The organism is Rhodonellum psychrophilum GCM71 = DSM 17998 (genome assembly GCF_000381545.1).
Lineage (GTDB): Bacteria > Bacteroidota > Bacteroidia > Cytophagales > Cyclobacteriaceae > Rhodonellum > Rhodonellum psychrophilum.
This window is the reverse complement of the sequence record NZ_KB906673.1, coordinates 288,209-304,532: the sequence shown is the minus strand read 5'-3', so window position 1 is coordinate 304,532 and position 16,324 is coordinate 288,209. Positions and strand designations below refer to the sequence as shown.

The window sequence follows — 16,324 nt, the reverse complement described above, 5'->3', positions numbered from 1 at the left end:
ATTTTTTCTATTTTTGTACCCTTCTGGAAAAATAATCTTTCGAAATGCAGCGCAAACCATTTGATATCGCCGTGATTGGCTTGGGGGCTTTGGGCTCCTCGGCGCTTTGGCAATTGAGTAAGTCGGGTAAAAGAATTTTGGGTATCGATCAATTTTCCCCGCCCCACACCATGGGATCGACGCACGGCGAATCCAGGATCACCCGCTTGGCTGTTGGTGAGGGAATGGATTTTGTCCCGGTGGTCAAACGCTCCCATGAAATCTGGCGCGAGCTGGAAAGGGAAACCGGGCAGGAAGTCATGATCACCACAGGCGGTTTGCTCTTTGATTCAGGAGGAAAAAGCTGGTCAAAACACGGATCGGAAGGTTTTTTTGCCAGAACCGTCAAGTTTTCTGAGGAAGGAAATATTCCACATGAGGTTTTTGATGGCCGGGAACTGAAAAGAAGGTTCAGGGAATTTAATTTGGAGGATGAAGGCAAGGTGTATTTTGAGCCGTCCGCGGGGATTCTTAAACCAGAACTTGCGGTTTCCCTTCAGTTGTCATTGGCTGAAAAAAATGGGGCGGTGATCAAAACCCATACAAAAGTATTCGGTGTACAGCCCATTTCCGACGGAGGCGTTTTGATCCGGACCAACCATGGGGATTTTGAAGCGGGGAAGGCGCTTATCAGCTCAGGACCCTGGATCAAGGATTTTTTGCCGGCACCCGAAAAAAGCCATTTTAAAATCTGTCGGCAACTTTTGCACTGGATCCCTAAAAACAAGGACTTTTTTGAGCTTGGGAAAACCCCTGTTTTTATGTGGGGGTTTGGGGAAAATCCGGAAGATTTTCTCTATGGATTCCCATCCCTGGACGGCCAGACCATTAAAATGGCATCAGAATCATTTATGGAAAGAGGGCATCCGGATACCGTTTCCCGAGAAGTGACAAGCGAGGAACAGATTGCGTTTTTGGATCAAAAAATATCCGGAAGAATCCATGGGATTGAAAATCGGATTGTAGATTCGAAGGTCTGTCTCTACACCATGACTGCCGACGCCAATTTTGTGATCGATGAAATGCCCGACTTTCCTGAGGTCCTGATCGCCTCTGCCTGTAGTGGCCATGGATTCAAGCATTCTGCTGGACTTGGGGAAGCCCTTGCCGAACAGCTTTTGGAAAAGACCACGAAAGTGGACCTGAAGCCATTTCTCCGGAAATAAGAACGTGGGTTGGATGAAAAATCCTTTGGCGAAAAAATTAAGGCATTTATATCTTCAATTCCCCATTTGATTTCCCTTAAAACTGTAGAGAAAGGGTGCTTTGTGTGATTTTCCGCTGTACAATTTTTCATGTCTTTCGAGGATATCCAAGCTTAATATTTTCCTTTGGAAGGTCGTTCTGCGGAGTTTTTCGCCCAAGATCGCCTCATATACCTGCTGCAATTCCTTGATTGTAAACCTTGGCGGAAGAAGGTTCATGCTGACCAATTTCCTGTCTATATTCGATTTTAAAGTTTCCAAAGCCTTCTTGACGATTTCCGAATGGTCCAAGATCAATTCCGGAAGGGCGTCTACATCATACCAAGCGATGGAATCCGATAAGGCATCCGGTTTTGGCTCGACTTCATGGTAATTGATCAGGGCATAATAAGCCACAGAAACAAACCGATCCAGCATCCAATTTTCCGCCGCGACCTGGTGGCCATTGGCTGCCAAAATGGTCTGCATGATCTCGGGCTTGAAACGGGCCAAATCCCCAAAGGTATAGAACTGCTCCAAATAGATTTTGTCCAATCCCGTCCGCTCCTGGAGGCCTCTTCTGACAGCGTCATTGAGATTTTCATTTTTCCCTACAAATCCTCCGGGCAGCGCCAGCCAGGCCGTATTGTGGTATTCCATCAGGAGGATTTTCAACTTTTCTCCCGAAAACCCAAAAATCACCGAATCAAAAGCCAAGTGTGGAATAAAATCGTTTTCTAAAGGAAGACTCATTTTTTGTTCAGGATTGTAAATTGTTGCCAAGTAAGTAGGAATTATCCTCAAATCCAATTACTATTGTTTCATATTGAGACAATAGTAAACCCATTCAACATGAAAAAACAAGCATTTTATATTTTGAGCCTACTTCTCCTTTCTTGTGCTGGGGCATTTGCACAGGGGAAAAACAGTTTCCCTGTGCAAGCCACGCTGACCACTGGTGTCATCGAAGGAGATTATGACACCCATTCGGGCATTCAAAGTTACCTCGGAATTCCCTTTGCCCAACCTCCGGTAGAGGCGCTCAGGTGGAAAGCGCCTCAGCCGATGGAAAATTGGGGGGAAGTAAAAGAGACCAAAAAGTTTGGGCCTAGACCCATGCAGACTGTCGTGTTCGGAGACATGAATTCATGGTCCGACGGGGTGAGTGAAGATTGTCTCTACCTCAATGTCTGGACACCGGCCAAAAGAGACACGAAAGACCTTCCGGTTTTGGTTTACTTCTTTGGTGGAGGTTTTGTAGCCGGTGACGGAGCAGAGCCGAGGTACAATGGAGAAAGCATGGCTAAGAAAGGAATCGTCGCTGTGACGGTCAATTATAGATTAAATGTCTTTGGCTTCCTTGCCCATCCTGAATTGAGTGCAGAAGCGCCTTACAAAGCATCTGGAAATTATGGTCTATTGGACCAATTGGCAGCATTGAAATGGGTGAAGGAAAACATTGCTTCCTTTGGAGGTGACCCCAATAAGGTAACCATTGCCGGTGAATCTGCAGGATCCATCGCGGTAAGTTACCAAATGGCGTCTCCCTTGGCCAAAGGCCTGATAGCAGGTGCCATTGGAGAAAGCGGTGCAGGAATCCATCCAACCTTGGCTCCGGTATCTTTGGCAGAAGCCGAGAAAGCAGGTGCTGAATTTGTCACCAAGGCCGGCATTTCATCGATCGCCGAGCTGCGAAAACTCCCTGCAAGGGACATCTATGAGATTTATAATGAGTCGGGAAGATTTGGATTTCCGATTGCATTGGATGGATATTTCTTGCCCAAAACCCTTCCGGAAATTTTCAACAATAGAGAGCAGGCGCAAGTCCCTTTGCTATTGGGATGGAATTCGGCAGAAATCCCGGGAATGGCATTTATGCAAGGTGCTCCTTATGACGAAAAAAACTACATTGATAAAGTGAAAGAAGCCTATCCAAATGACCATGCGGAAGTCTTGAAACTTTATCCTTACGGGTCGGCAAAGGAAATCGAACAATCGGCTACTGATTTGGCTTCTGACAGATTTATCGCATACAGTACCTGGAAATGGTTTGACCTGCACCGAAAAAATTCTGATCAACCTGTTTACCGGTATTTGTACAGCAAGCTTCGTCCGCCTTTGGTCGATCAAAACCTGACGACCGGACTTGCCGGAGGGACTACTTCCAATGATTCCGATGCCAAAATGCCGGAGGCAATCGGTGCTCCCCATGCTTGCGAAATAGAATATTGCATGGGAAATCTCCATTTGGTCAAGGATTTTGCCTGGACAGCAGACGATTATAAGGTCTCCGAAGTGATGCAAAATTACTTTGCCAATTTCATCAAAACCGGCAATCCAAACGGAAACGATCAGGTAGAATGGCCCGCGGCCCAAGCGGCAGATCCAAATCCTCCGGTAATGATCCTGGATACGGAATCAAAAGTAATGAAGGCGAATAATGATGCCCGATATCTTTTCTTGGACAAGGCCTACGGCAATAAATAAAAAATGCAGCTGGTGGATTACATCATCAAAATGAAAAGACAATCCCCTTGAATTCAATATCCAAGGGGATTGTCTTTTTTAAACTCCTCTATACTCCTATCAAAACCATTCCCTAATGGAATGTCAATCGTCATTTTTTTATATCGTCCCTTTGTCAACATCCTTCACAAATTGGATCAATCCCTTGAAAAAGGTTTTTTGGTCATCATATTGGGAGAGATGGCTACCATTTGGACAATAGAGGTAATGTCCGTTTTTTACCTGAGTAGACATCCACTCCATGTGCTTAGGGTCCATGGTGTCATGTTCTGCCCCGATGACCAATGTCGGAACGGTGATCTTCGGCAAATCCGCCTTTCTGTCCCATTCCTTTAAAGTTGCATTTCCTGTAATCCCAAACTCACTGTAACCCTGCATGTGAACATATACTTTCGGGTTGAGGTGTTTAAAGGCCCTGTTGATATTTTCAGGCCACTCTTCCAATGGCATTCTGAGAACATGCTCGGTATAATGGTGCTCCATCAGCAATTCCTCATATCTGGGGTTTTCAAAATCCTGATTGGCTTCAATCTCTTGGATTTCAGAAAAAACAGCAGGGGGCAATTTTGGACCAAGAACCTCCTGCGCATAGGAATTGTACTCCGGAATGCTGGCCATCATGTTGGAAATAATGAGTCCTTTGAGATTGTTTTGGTACTTCAAGGCATACTCAATGGCCAGGATTCCTCCCCAGGATTGTCCAAAAAGATAAAAATTATCCTTGTCCAAATTCAACGCTTGACGGACCTGCTCCACTTCCTCGACAAATCTCTCTGTCGTCCAGAGTTCGTCTCCCTCCGGTTGGTCGCTGTAATAGGAGCCCAATTGGTCATAATAAATGTATTCGATGCCTTCCGAAGGAAAGTATCCGTCAAAAGATTCATAGATTTCATGGGTCATTCCCGGCCCTCCATGCAGCAGGAGTACTTTTATCTTGGGATTGTTGCCTACCCTTTTGGTCCAGACCTTGAATTCTCCCTTTTCGGTGGAAATGGGAATCATTTTCACCCCACCGGTAAACTGATCATCCCTTTGGGAAAAATCAAGATAATTCCTCAAGGTTTCGCTTTCGTCCGTTTTCTTATCCGTCGAGACACAGCCAAAGGCAAAAAAACCTAACACAGCAAAAATCAAGAAATACTTGTTCATAAGGTCATGGTTTTTGTCGGGGAAAATAACAATTCCCCCTATGTATAGAATGCGATTTTTGGCAATACTACTCATAGAATCAAAGTGCCTTCAAGGCCGCTTCAGCAATGATCCCATCCTGCACCGAAGTCACCCCGGAAATACCGATGGAACCTACAATGATACCATCTTTGAAAATAGGCAAACCACCCTCGATTGGAATGGCATTGGGCAAGGAAAGGATTCTGTTTCCTCCCTCATTGACTGCATCTTCGAACACTTTTGTTGACCTCTTGAAATACACCGCTGATTTGGCTTTTGCCTGGGCCACTTCCACGCTGCCGATTTGGGTGCCATCCATCTTTTTCAACAACAACAAATGCCCTCCATTGTCCAAAATGGCAATGACTACATTCCAGTTGTCCTGTCGGGCTCGGGCTTCTGCCGCATCGGATATCCTTTCTGCCTCAGCCAGGTTGAGGTAAGGTTGTTGATGATTTTGGGAAAAAGAGGGGTAGGATAAAAAGAGCAAAAACAGGAATGTTAAATTCTTCATGGAATAGGTTTTTATGATTTTGGAAAAGAGACTAAGACTCTAATTTAATAAATTTTTTTGAACAAGTTTTTAAAAACCCTAAATTGAAGTCTACATGCATTTTTAACTATTGATTTCACACAACACAACCAAACCATGAAGAGTTTTTCCAGAAGGGATACCCTCAAAATGATCACATTAGGATCAGGAATCAGCCTATTGTCACCACTTAGCCTCTTGGCTTGTCAAAATGCGCCCAAAAAGGACAAATTGGGCATTGCCCTGGTGGGTTTGGGCTATTACAGCACGGATTTGCTGGCTCCTGGATTGCAGCAAACCGAGCATTGTTACCTTGCGGGAGTCGTGACGGGAACACCCTCCAAAGCAGAAGCCTGGAAGGAGAAGTACAAAATCCCCGAGAAGAATGTCTACAACTATGAGAACTTTGACACGATCGCTAATAATCCCGATATCGATGTCATCTATATCGTCTTGCCGCCTTCCATGCACATGGAATATGTTGTCAGAGCAGCAAATGCAGGCAAACATGTTTGGTGTGAAAAACCCATGGCGGTGACTGTGGAGGAATGCCAAACCATGATCGATGCCTGCAAGAAAAACAAGGTTTCTCTTTCGATTGGCTACCGCTGCCAGCATGAACCCAACACCTTGGCCTTTCAAAAAATCGTCAAGGAAAAACAATTGGGGAAAGTCACCAAAGTCGATTGTGCGGCTGGATACCGGGAGGGAAGGACTGATCATTGGAAACAAAAAAGAGAAATGGGCGGTGGTGTGATTTACGACATGGGAGTTTATTCCATTCAGGGTGCACGTTTGGGATCTGGGATGGAACCCATCGCTGTCCAATCCGCGAAAGTCTGGGCAGAGCGGCCTGAAATCTACAAAGACGGTTTGGGCGAAGTGGTCACTGCTGTGCTTGAATTTCCAGGTGGCGTGATCGGAAGCATCAAAACCTCCTTTTTTGAAAACACCAATTTTTTGAACATCACCTGCGAAAAAGGAACTATCGAAATGTCCCCGTTCTCATCTTATGCAGGAAACAAAGGAAAAAGCCCCTTGGGAGAAATCAATTTCCCCTATGAGGTCCCATTTCAGCAAGCGAACCAAATGGACCACGATGCATTGTCCATTATGGCAGGAAAACCAATGCCAGTACCAGGTGAGGAAGGATTGAGGGATATCCGAATCGTGCAGGCGATATTGGAATCTGCAGAGACTGGAAAGAGGGTGGTGATTTAATTTATTTTCGCGCGGATGAGGCGGATTTTCGTAGACCCATTCTGCGCCATCTGCGCGAAAAAATTAATTGTCCCGGTCTAAAACTGTACAATTTCTCTATATGCGGAAGAGAGAAGATTTTCCCCATCAAGTAATTCTCTCGTTGTTCCTTCTTTGACAATCAGACCATCCTCTAATATATAAACCCTGTCAGCAATTAATGCAGGTTTGATTTTATGTGTAACAACTAAAATAATCATATTTGATTTTAATTTCATCAATAATTCCAAAACAAGGTTTTCAGTATTCCGATCCATTGCACCGGTAAGTGGCGATGACGTATGTTAACCAAAGCCATTTCCCACGGAACTCAAGCATATTCTGAATTCTGGTATAGGTAAATTTATCTGAGAGATGACTATAGTATACTTCTTCAGAAAGGAAGTGAAAATCAATAAGCAGACCCAAACAAATACCTGTCAGTGCTAATGGGAAAAAATATTTCATAATCTAATTCAAAGAGACAATTTGATTTTTTTTAACGTCTTAATCATCAATAACTAGAAAATAGATTTATTCTTTTTTAAACATCATCCTGCTATTAAATACTGTACCATCCTTTGGATGAATAAGCTTTAAATGAAGCTCATTTGCATCTAATTTTGATATTATGTATTTCTGTAAATATATTTTATTTGTCTGACCAATAATCAAAGTATCAGCATCAATCCAATAGATCCCTTTTAATTCCACAATTTCATGATTTTTGAAATCAGTAAAATAGACAGTGTCTTTTCTAAAATCATAATAGAATCCATTTAAAATTTTATTAAAGGTTTCAAACAAAGCTTTCTGCTGTTGTTCATCCTGCATTTGAAAATTGGGAGAGGTAAGAATATTCTCAAAGGATTCATCCCTTACCATTTTCCACTTGCCTTCTACTGAGGGACGATTCAATAAAATAATTAAAGTAATCAATAATGAAATTGTTCTCATTTTTTGTCTTAGTTAGATGGATAAAATTATTCTCTTTTAAACATCCACCTCATGTCTAGAACAGCACCTTTAGGATCAATCAATTTTAGATGTAACTCTTTCTCATTGATTTTTGAAATCAAATATTTTTGGACTTTTATTTTATCAAATTGACCAATAATCAGTGTATCTGCGTCAATCCAATAGATTCCTTTTAATTCTACTAATTCATAATTTTTGAAATCAGTAAAGTAAACAGTGTCTTTTCTAAAATCGTAATAATAACCATCAAGGATTTTATTAAAAGTTTCAGCCAATGCTTTCTGTTGTTGTTCATCCTGCATTTGAAAATTGTTGGAAGTCAATATTTTTTCAAAAGCTTCACTTCGATTCATTTTCCATTTGCCTTCAATTGATGGTTTGTTGAAGGAAATAACGAGCATTATTAAAACTAATATTGAATTCATTTTTTTTTAATTTAAGTGAAAATAAAAAAGGAGAGCACAAAAGGCTCATCCTTTTTAAATTTGTTTTTCAATTACTGCCAGGAAGATGGTCTGGGCAATTAGCTGCATAACTTGAGGCAAGAAGTAAATACAATTCATCACTCCCCTGAAATCCACCACCGGAAAGCAGTATCCAAGCTGTGTCACAATAGTTAGACCCTCCGACTAGACTCTCCATTTTTTCTAAGCTTAATGCTTCCATAAAATTTGTTGTTTAAAATGTGAAAAGATTGAATATCAGATAATTCTAGTCTTTAAAATTCAAAAACACAAATATTAGGTATACGAACAACCCTCTTATCCGTTTATAGTCGACTAAATTGCACTATTTCTATAGTGGATTTCAGGACTATCTTTGGATTTCATATTTACCCCCCCATTTCAAACTAAAAGGATTGTAATTTCATAAAAAACAGAACATAAAATTTATTTTTATAATAACGAAAAATACTTGAGTACAATTTCTGATTTTATGATAAAAATGTACTGGAAGAATCAATATCTTTCCTACTCCTATCTTCGAAATCTGCGTGAGCAAATTCAGTAGTTCAAGCGATTTCTATTAAGAAATCCTGCTCCAGTTTATTTCATGCTTCTTTTGACTCCGGATTTGACGAAGGACCATTGCGCTTCTTGGCTGGGAAAGATCTGGGTCTTCCTGGAGCAATAGCTGCGCAGCATCCCTTGCCATCGTCAAGATCGGGGCATCCTTGCTGAGGTCCGCAATCAAAAGATCCATCAAGCCACTCTGCTGCGTACCCATCAAGTCGCCCGGACCTCTCAATTTGAGATCAACATCCGCAATTTCAAAACCATTGTTGGTCCGCACCATCGTTTCCAGTCGGATACGGCTGTCTTTGGAAAGTTCATACTTGGTCATCAGCAAGCAATAAGACTGATCAGCACCCCTTCCCACCCTTCCCCGGAGTTGGTGGAGTTGGGAAAGCCCAAATCTTTCCGCATTTTCGATCACCATAACAGAAGCATTCTGAACATTGACGCCCACCTCGATGACCGTGGTGGCGACCATGATTTTGGTTTCTCCTTTCACGAAGCGCTGCATCTCAAAATTCTTGTCCTGTGGTTTCATTTTTCCATGGACGATACTGACAGGGAATTCAGGGAATGCCCTACAGATACTTTCAAAACCATCCATAAGGTTCTTGAGATCCAAGGTTTCGGATTCCTCAATCAGGGGGTAGACGATGTAAACTTGTCTTCCTTCGAGTATCTGTTTGCGAATAAAACCGAATACTTTTAGACGGTCTTTGTCATAGCGATGGACAGTCTGTATGGGTTTTCGGCCTACGGGAAGTTCATCGATGACGGAAATTTCCAAGTCCCCATAGAGTGTCATCGCCAATGTCCTGGGAATGGGGGTTGCGGTCATGACCAGCACATGAGGGATAAATCGAGGGTTTTTGGCCCAAAGTTTGGCCCTTTGCGCCACCCCAAACCGGTGTTGCTCATCTACGATCGCCATGCCCAAATTTCTGAACTGAACAATATCTTCCAGCAAAGCATGTGTTCCGATGAGGATGGGAAGCTCCCCCGAAAGCAGGGATTCGTGGATGACTTTCCGGGCTGATTTTTTGGTCGACCCAGTCAGCAGCGCAATGTTCAACCCCATCAAGTCCGCATACTCCTTTAACCCTGCATAATGCTGGTTGGCCAGGATCTCTGTGGGTGCCATCAGACAGGCCTGGGCACCCGAACTGATTGCAATCAAAATGCAGATAAATGCCACCATGGTTTTCCCACTGCCGACATCCCCTTGGATCAGCCGGTTCATTTGTTTTCCGGATTTCATGTCGGCATACGCTTCCCGGACCACCCGTTTTTGTGCCTCGGTAAGCTCAAAGGGAATGTGTTCCTTGTAAAACACGTTCAACAGCTCCGTTTGATTCAGGATCTGGCCCTGGGATTTTTCGGTCCTTGTGAGTTTTAATTTTAGCAACCTCAGCTGCATAAAGAAGAACTCCTCGAATTTCAACCGAAAAATCGCTCTTTTCAGGACTTCGGGATTTTCCGGGAAATGGATTTCCTTGACAGCATCTTTTTTGGGAATCAAATTGAAACGCTGGAGAACCTCTCCGGGTAAGGTTTCCTGGATTTGCGGGAAGGCGGCAGTGACCAATCCCTCCATGATTTTGGAAATCCCTTTGGAATCCAAAAACCTGGACCGGAGTTTTTCTGTGGTTGGGTAGACCGGTTGGAAGAAACTTTTTTCTTCCTGGGCAGCAGACAAGGCTTCCATTTCTGGGTGTGCGATGCTGAATTTTCTCCCGTATTTATTGGGTTTCCCGAAAAAAACAAAGGGGATTCCCGGAACCAATTTTTTTACCACATATTGAATCCCCTTGAACCAGGTCAGTTCCATTTCACCTGTTTCGTCAAAAATGGTGGCCACCAATCTTTTTCTTTGGCCCTCGCCGATGGTTTCGGCCGAGCGGATTTTGGCCACGATCTGAACATGTTCCAGATCCTCGGTCAACTCATTGATTTTAAAAAACTGGGTGCGGTCTTCGTATCGAAACGGGTAATGTTGGATCAACTCACCAAAGGTGAAAATATTCAACTCCTTGTTGATCAGGGCAGCTTTTTGGGGACCTACCCCCTTGAGGAATTCTATTTTGGTATCAAAAAAACTGAACAAGGTTACATTGTTTGGATTATAGGCTCAAATTAAAAAGGAAAGGGGGATTAATTTCTTCTTTTTTGACATAATCTTGAAGTTTATTCCAAGGCTATTGGAGAAGAGGGTCTTTGGGGACAAGGATGTGCCTTGGAAAGAGTTTGGTTTTGGAGATCAACCATAGTGGGTTTTTACCTATTTCGGGTTTAAGCGTGCCGGATTTAAGTTATCAAGACAATTTTTGGTTACAGTTCTGTTTTTTATTTCTCACCTCACATTGAGATTAGTCGACTAATTGTTTTTAAGAGTTAGGATTAATTAATAGGTGGGTGGTAATTTAGTTCATGAAAGGTTAAATTACCGGTAAAGCTTACTTTTTGGAGATTTACGCCTGCCCCTATGGTGTGAATGGGGAGAGTCTTTAAATCAAAAAATAATGAAATGGATAAAATCTGTATTTGTGATGGGCTTGATTGTGTGTTCGATGGCGTCATTTTCATGCGGAGGTTCCTCACCAGCGCTTGTCGATGCAATGGATCCCGAAGAAAAAATCTTTTTTGGGGACTTAATTGAGAACATAGAAATAATCCCGCTGGAATTCCACCATTCTTCGGGATTTGGTGAGGTTGAAAGGATTTCTGTTTTTGAAAACCAAATATTTATTCTTGACCCAACTTTCACCAAAAGTGTTCAGGTGTATGGATTGACTGGTGAATACATGAGGACCATCAAGTCATTTGAAAGCACGGCGATCTGGGACTTCATCATTGATGAACAAAAAGAGGAGATGGTGTTGTTTGTCTTGGGAAATAAATTTGAACGCTTTTCGATGAGCGGGGAGTATTTGGGCAGTCAAAATTCCGATTTCCCTGTTCTCTCCATGCTTTTTGTGAATGATGGAGGAATGATGTGTGATTTGGGGCAACAAGTGATGGACGATGGCCAAAATTTTAATTTGGCCTATATGGATCGCCAGAAATATACTGTTCAATCTTTTCAAATTCCTTTTAGGGAAGAGCCAATACTCGTGCAGGATAGAATCAGGAACTATGCGATCAATGGAGCTGACACCTACTTTGCCCCACCTTTTGACAATAACATTTATAAGTTGGATGGATCTGGTAATGTTGAAACAGTGGTAAATCTTGATTTTAAATCCAAGCTGTTTTCCATTGAAGCTTTTAACAACTCTAAAATTTCAGGGGAGGATAAATTCATTACGGGTATGGATGGAATGTCTTACGCAAAAGGAAAGCTTTTTTTCCATTTCCTCAACGGGGAGGATACGAATTTTAGGTATTTTGATTTTGAATCCGATAAATTATTTGCTTTGGGATTCGGAAAAGACATCCCTTCTTTCCTGTATCAATTTATGTTGATGAATTATAATTTCGAGTATCAGGAAGGGTTGATCACAGTGCTTGACTTGGACTATTTACGCCCCTTGCTTGCCGGTGGGAATCAAGACCTACCCTTTGACTTACAAAATATATTAATGGGTGAGGCACTCTTTGCCATTGTAAAAATCAAATTTCTATAGGATGCAGCTGATTTTTATACTTTTGGCGTTGTGGGGAATCGCGTTGCCACGCGTTCATGGTATTGTGAAAGATCGAGATGGAAGGCCAATTCCAAGTGTTTTGGTGGCCTCAGGAGACCATTTCAGCGTAAGCAACAACTCTGGTGAATTCACGGTGTTGTTGAATGAGGACCGTAATTTAACCTTCCAATCCCTCGGATTTTTCACAAAGGATTTTCTCGTAAAGGACCCAGAGCAACCGATAGAAATAATAATGGAATCATTGACCTATGAGCTGCCTGAATTCGAGCTTGTTTCATTGACGGCGCACCAGATTGTGGAAAACTCGGCAGCCTTATTTTGGAAAGCTTACCATTGGTTTCCTTCCACGACCAGGTACGAGTATGGCAATGAAGTTGTTATTCATTCCGGAAGCACAAAAAAAGAGGCAAAACGTTTTGCTGTTTTTGATCGGTACAAAGCACATGTCAGAAAAGGTTTTCCCCAGTTTTCCATTCACGATATGCAGGTAGAGGATAGTAGTTTTTGGAAGGAAAATGAAAACCTCATCCTCAATAATGGATTTTGGCTAAGCAATAATTTTTTTTACGAAGCCGGATCGATGCCAAGTTTCTTTTTTGGTCCCAATATGAAAAAATACGCCTATGAATTGGATGGTGAATTTGAAAATCATTACCGGATTCTCGTGAAGTCAAAAAGCAACAGACAGCATGAGGACGGCGAAATATGGATAGATAAGCATACATTTAAGATCCAGAAAATCACGGTTTGGAAAAATGAAAAGGGACTGAGAGCCTATTTTTTGACGTCCAATCTTGCCTCAAAAAACCTTGCAGGGATAAGCGCACACCTCAAGGAAGAAACCATTCATTTTGAATTGGATGAGGTAGATTCCAAATATGTGATCAAGAACGTCAGTCATAAAAGGAGAATCCAAATGGATTTTAAAGGGCAACCCAGTGTGACACTTGTTGAAAACTCAAAATTGAACCTCCTCACAATACTTTCCAAAACGCTACTTGTTGGTACAGGTTTTCAAGAGCAAACAGGATCTTTTTTTGATGTATGGGCAAATCCAAATCCATATCCCGGTCTACATGGCTACAGGATTTCCTTTGACAAATAATCAAGGAATAAAGGTGGCCAATAGCCTTTTAGACCTTTGTATATCGGTAGAAAAATTGGGAAAGATGGTCTTTAGGTGAATACCAACAACATGATCTTATTCGGTTTCGGCGAGAAACATTCAACCCGTATTATGCATTGCGAATGGCATTACAGCCTGAGATTGTCTGATTTTCTTTCAGTTTCAATCCCATTTGGAAACCCAATGCATCTCTCGGGTTCAAACCAATCTAAGATCAAATCCTTCCTTTTGGCAGAAAATGCATTCCTGAGGGAATAAAAAAAGCCATTGCCTGAAACGGGCAATGGCTTTTTTTTCCCACCTAAAAACAGGTTATCCGTAAATCTCTTCCAAGACCTTGGCCAATCTGATTCCCGCAGCGGTCAGTCTTTCCTCCACGTGGTGGTAATGTTTGTAGATATATTCATAACCGATTCTCCCATTTTCAGGGATATCATACATGTCCGGCCTCATCGCGGCGGCTTCTCTAAGCCAGTCTGCGGGAGTTGCGGCATTGTATTTTTGGGACACGGTTGGGTTGATCCTTTTTTTCAGTTCGCGAGAGATCTCGGTATAACTCATTTTCTTTCCTTCGATCAGGTCAGAATCCCAAATCGCGTGGATATTCGTCTCTTTGTTGAAAAAACTCACTTTCACGTCATTTCCACCACGGTCACCAGGTTTGCCAACATGAAAAGGTTGGTGCAAATCCCCAACAATGTGGATCAGCATTCTCAACTGGTCTCTTTCCTCTTCTGGAGAAAGGCCTCCTTTTTTCAAATTTGCCTTGATTCTCAGAAAAGCCTCATAAGCATCCCCGCCTTTTTCCTGAATTGCAGGATCGTATTCCCCATCCACAGTGGTGACCCAATGCCAGGTATTGGTATAGTCGTATTTTTTGTCCGAACGGATATTGTCCATCCAGACGCCCACTCCAGAGATCGTTTGTTGCTGTAAAATTGCTTCCACCTTTCTGACGGTTTTAGACTTCATCTGCCATTCTGCAATGGCTCCGATCACATAATGTCCAACAGGTCCCCATGCAAAAGACTGGGAGATAAGGGAAATGGAGAGAATAAGGGTGAGAATTGAAATTTTTGATTTCTGCATATTTGGGAGAATATAAAGGGTGATTTTTTTATGGGCGTTTTGTCCGGTTCAAAAGATCGGTCAGGAAGCAAGTTCGTTTAAGGCAAGCCAAGCCATCAGACCAGCGCCGATTTCAAGGGCATTTTCATCAATGTCAAAGGTGGGTGTATGGACACCGGAAACAATTCCTTTTGCCTCATTTCTTGTCCCAAGGCGATAAAAGCAGCCATCAATTTCCTGGGTATAATAGGAAAAATCCTCAGCGGCCATCCAAATATCTAGGTCCAACACATTTTCTTCGCCAAGATAATCTATTGCTGCCTGCTGTGCCCTTCCGGTAAGTTCGGGTGAATTTTTTAGAAATGGATATCCTTTTCTAACTTCAAAATCGACGGTTCCGCCCATTCCTTCCGCTATTCCTGTTGCAATCTTGACCATGTGACCATGGGCTTTTGCTCTCCAAGCTTCATCCAGGGTCCTGAAGGTTCCTTGTATTTTCACTTCATTGGGAATGATGTTGGTTGCTCCAAGTGCTTCAATTCTGCCAAAGGACAGAACAGAAGGGGTTTTTGGGGAAGCATTTCTGCTGACCACCTGTTGGAGGGCGACGATCATGTGTGCAGCGATCAAAACCGGATCCACAAGTGTTTCCGGCATGGCGCCGTGGCCACCTTTTCCCTTTACGGTAATGTAGAGTTCATCGGCACTGGCCATGTACATTCCTTTTCTGAAGCCTACCTTTCCCACAGGGATCAATGGCATCACATGCTGCCCAATAATCCCGGAAGGTTTTGGGTTTTCCAGAACCTTGTCCTTGATCATGAGCGAAGCACCGCCGGGAATAAGTTCTTCACCTGGCTGGAAGATAAGCTTAACCGTCCCTTCGAATTGGTCTTTGATTTCATTCAGGATCTTGGCCACTCCCAGCAGGGACGCGGTGTGCACATCATGCCCACAGGCATGCATGACTCCTGGATGAATGGATTTGTAGGGGACATCATTTTGCTCCACGATGGGAAGGGCATCCATATCTCCACGAAGTGCCACTGTTTTTTTGTCGGGATTCTTTCCTTTGATAAGGACCACAATTCCTGTTTCGGCCTTTCGCTCCATTTCAGAGATGCCATAACTTTGGAGTTGGGCCTCTACAAAGGCTGCGGTATTGTGCTCCTGAAACGAAAGCTCAGGGTGGGCATGCAGGTGTCTTCGGTTGGAAATTATTTCGGTTTTGAATTCTTGGGCGAGGCTTTTAATCCTGTTTTTCAGCATTCTGATTTTCATCTGAGGAGAAATTTTCATCTCTTTGGAACCGATCTTGAATGATTCGGGCCGAAGGAAAACTATCCTTAAGTTTAAAATAATAGGCTTGGGCTTCGATTCGGTTGATGAACTTACCCACTTTCAACAAATACCGTGGCTGCTGGTACTGCAGGTCGAACTTGATTTCGGGGAAATTTGTATAGAGTTCATTACGGGTTTTGAAGGCAAGGTTCCTGTCCACTCCACTATAAACCAAAACGGTAAATCCACTGTAATACCTTTCCGCTTTATTGTTATTGGCAAATCGGGTCAGTGCCTGATCCAAATCCTTGTCAATGGCAAGTTCACCACCTTCAAACCTGCTTTCATCCACCACATTTGGAGCGGGTTGGGTTTCAAAGGTAATTCTGGAATCCGAAAGGTCCTCCTGATATCCTTTGTAGGCATCTGCTGGAGCACTGCTTTTTTTGATAAGATTACATGACCCCATCAATACCAATATGATGATCCCACTCCAAAGCCTATTTTTCATATTGATTTGA

The 16,324-nt window shown here is 42.7% G+C and carries 16 protein-coding genes; 5 read left to right on the top strand and 11 right to left on the bottom strand.

What is annotated here, in order from left to right:
* Positions 1 to 44 precede the first annotated feature (44 nt).
* On the top strand, positions 45 to 1,205 hold the full coding sequence (gene solA / locus F824_RS0101560) for an N-methyl-L-tryptophan oxidase (protein ID WP_026333432.1): 1,161 nt from the start codon (positions 45 to 47) through the stop codon (positions 1,203 to 1,205).
* Positions 1,206 to 1,259: 54 nt separating this feature from the next.
* Here solA and F824_RS0101555 read toward each other — a convergent pair whose 3' ends face one another.
* The gene (locus tag F824_RS0101555) at positions 1,260 to 1,976 is read right to left on the bottom strand and encodes an NUDIX hydrolase (RefSeq protein ID WP_031327114.1); all 717 of its coding nucleotides are present in this window, start codon (positions 1,974 to 1,976) and stop codon (positions 1,260 to 1,262) included.
* Between the two features lie 99 nt (positions 1,977 to 2,075).
* Between F824_RS0101555 and F824_RS0101550 the strand changes: the two genes are divergently transcribed.
* Positions 2,076 to 3,710, top strand: coding sequence for a carboxylesterase/lipase family protein (locus F824_RS0101550; protein ID WP_019596083.1), 1,635 nt, complete (start codon positions 2,076 to 2,078; stop codon positions 3,708 to 3,710).
* 138 nt (positions 3,711 to 3,848) lie between these two features.
* On the opposite strand, the gene F824_RS0101545 is transcribed toward F824_RS0101550, so the two are convergent.
* Both F824_RS0101545 and F824_RS0101540 read right to left on the bottom strand, forming a co-directional pair.
* Positions 3,849 to 4,898, bottom strand: a complete 1,050-nt coding sequence (locus F824_RS0101545; RefSeq protein WP_026333431.1) for a proline iminopeptidase-family hydrolase — start codon at positions 4,896 to 4,898, stop codon at positions 3,849 to 3,851.
* A 79-nt stretch (positions 4,899 to 4,977) separates the two neighbouring features.
* Positions 4,978 to 5,433: a GlcG/HbpS family heme-binding protein gene (locus tag F824_RS0101540; RefSeq protein WP_019596081.1), complete on the bottom strand. Its 456-nt coding sequence runs from the start codon at positions 5,431 to 5,433 to the stop codon at positions 4,978 to 4,980.
* Positions 5,434 to 5,568: 135 nt separating this feature from the next.
* On the opposite strand from F824_RS0101540, the gene F824_RS0101535 reads away from it, so the two are divergent.
* On the top strand, positions 5,569 to 6,672 hold the full coding sequence (locus F824_RS0101535) for a Gfo/Idh/MocA family protein (protein WP_019596080.1): 1,104 nt from the start codon (positions 5,569 to 5,571) through the stop codon (positions 6,670 to 6,672).
* A gap of 77 nt (positions 6,673 to 6,749) precedes the next feature.
* Here F824_RS0101535 and F824_RS0101530 read toward each other — a convergent pair whose 3' ends face one another.
* From F824_RS0101530 to recG, 5 genes are all read right to left on the bottom strand, one after another.
* Positions 6,750 to 6,941 (bottom strand): P-loop NTPase family protein, encoded by a 192-nt coding sequence (locus F824_RS0101530; RefSeq protein ID WP_139189576.1) that lies wholly within the window; start codon positions 6,939 to 6,941, stop codon positions 6,750 to 6,752.
* 283 nt (positions 6,942 to 7,224) lie between these two features.
* Positions 7,225 to 7,647: a hypothetical protein gene (locus tag F824_RS0101525; RefSeq protein WP_019596078.1), complete on the bottom strand. Its 423-nt coding sequence runs from the start codon at positions 7,645 to 7,647 to the stop codon at positions 7,225 to 7,227.
* Positions 7,648 to 7,673: 26 nt separating this feature from the next.
* Positions 7,674 to 8,093: a hypothetical protein gene (locus F824_RS0101520; protein ID WP_031327113.1), complete on the bottom strand. Its 420-nt coding sequence runs from the start codon at positions 8,091 to 8,093 to the stop codon at positions 7,674 to 7,676.
* Between the two features lie 67 nt (positions 8,094 to 8,160).
* On the bottom strand, positions 8,161 to 8,334 hold the full coding sequence (locus F824_RS27680) for a hypothetical protein (RefSeq protein WP_019596076.1): 174 nt from the start codon (positions 8,332 to 8,334) through the stop codon (positions 8,161 to 8,163).
* 360 nt (positions 8,335 to 8,694) lie between these two features.
* Positions 8,695 to 10,788: an ATP-dependent DNA helicase RecG gene (recG, locus tag F824_RS0101510; protein WP_019596075.1), complete on the bottom strand. Its 2,094-nt coding sequence runs from the start codon at positions 10,786 to 10,788 to the stop codon at positions 8,695 to 8,697.
* A gap of 415 nt (positions 10,789 to 11,203) precedes the next feature.
* Here recG and F824_RS0101505 point away from each other — a divergent pair, with 415 nt between their 5' ends.
* Both F824_RS0101505 and F824_RS0101500 read left to right on the top strand, forming a co-directional pair.
* Positions 11,204 to 12,307 carry a 6-bladed beta-propeller gene (locus tag F824_RS0101505; protein WP_019596074.1) on the top strand — a complete coding sequence of 368 codons (1,104 nt, stop codon included), beginning with the start codon at positions 11,204 to 11,206 and terminating at the stop codon, positions 12,305 to 12,307.
* Position 12,308: 1 nt separating this feature from the next.
* Positions 12,309 to 13,433: a peptidase associated/transthyretin-like domain-containing protein gene (locus tag F824_RS0101500; protein ID WP_019596073.1), complete on the top strand. Its 1,125-nt coding sequence runs from the start codon at positions 12,309 to 12,311 to the stop codon at positions 13,431 to 13,433.
* Positions 13,434 to 13,766: 333 nt separating this feature from the next.
* Here F824_RS0101500 and F824_RS0101490 read toward each other — a convergent pair whose 3' ends face one another.
* Genes F824_RS0101490 through F824_RS0101480 form a run of 3 tightly spaced genes read right to left on the bottom strand, consistent with a single transcriptional unit; the run spans position 13,767 to position 16,314 of the window.
* On the bottom strand, positions 13,767 to 14,543 hold the full coding sequence (locus tag F824_RS0101490) for a S1/P1 nuclease (RefSeq protein WP_019596071.1): 777 nt from the start codon (positions 14,541 to 14,543) through the stop codon (positions 13,767 to 13,769).
* Positions 14,544 to 14,603: 60 nt separating this feature from the next.
* Entirely contained in the window at positions 14,604 to 15,791 is a 1,188-nt protein-coding gene (locus tag F824_RS0101485) for a M20 metallopeptidase family protein (protein ID WP_026333430.1), read from the bottom strand.
* The gene (locus F824_RS0101480) at positions 15,772 to 16,314 is read right to left on the bottom strand and encodes a hypothetical protein (protein ID WP_019596069.1); all 543 of its coding nucleotides are present in this window, start codon (positions 16,312 to 16,314) and stop codon (positions 15,772 to 15,774) included. The genes F824_RS0101485 and F824_RS0101480 overlap by 20 nt, the downstream gene beginning before the upstream one ends.
* Positions 16,315 to 16,324: the final 10 nt, after the last annotated feature.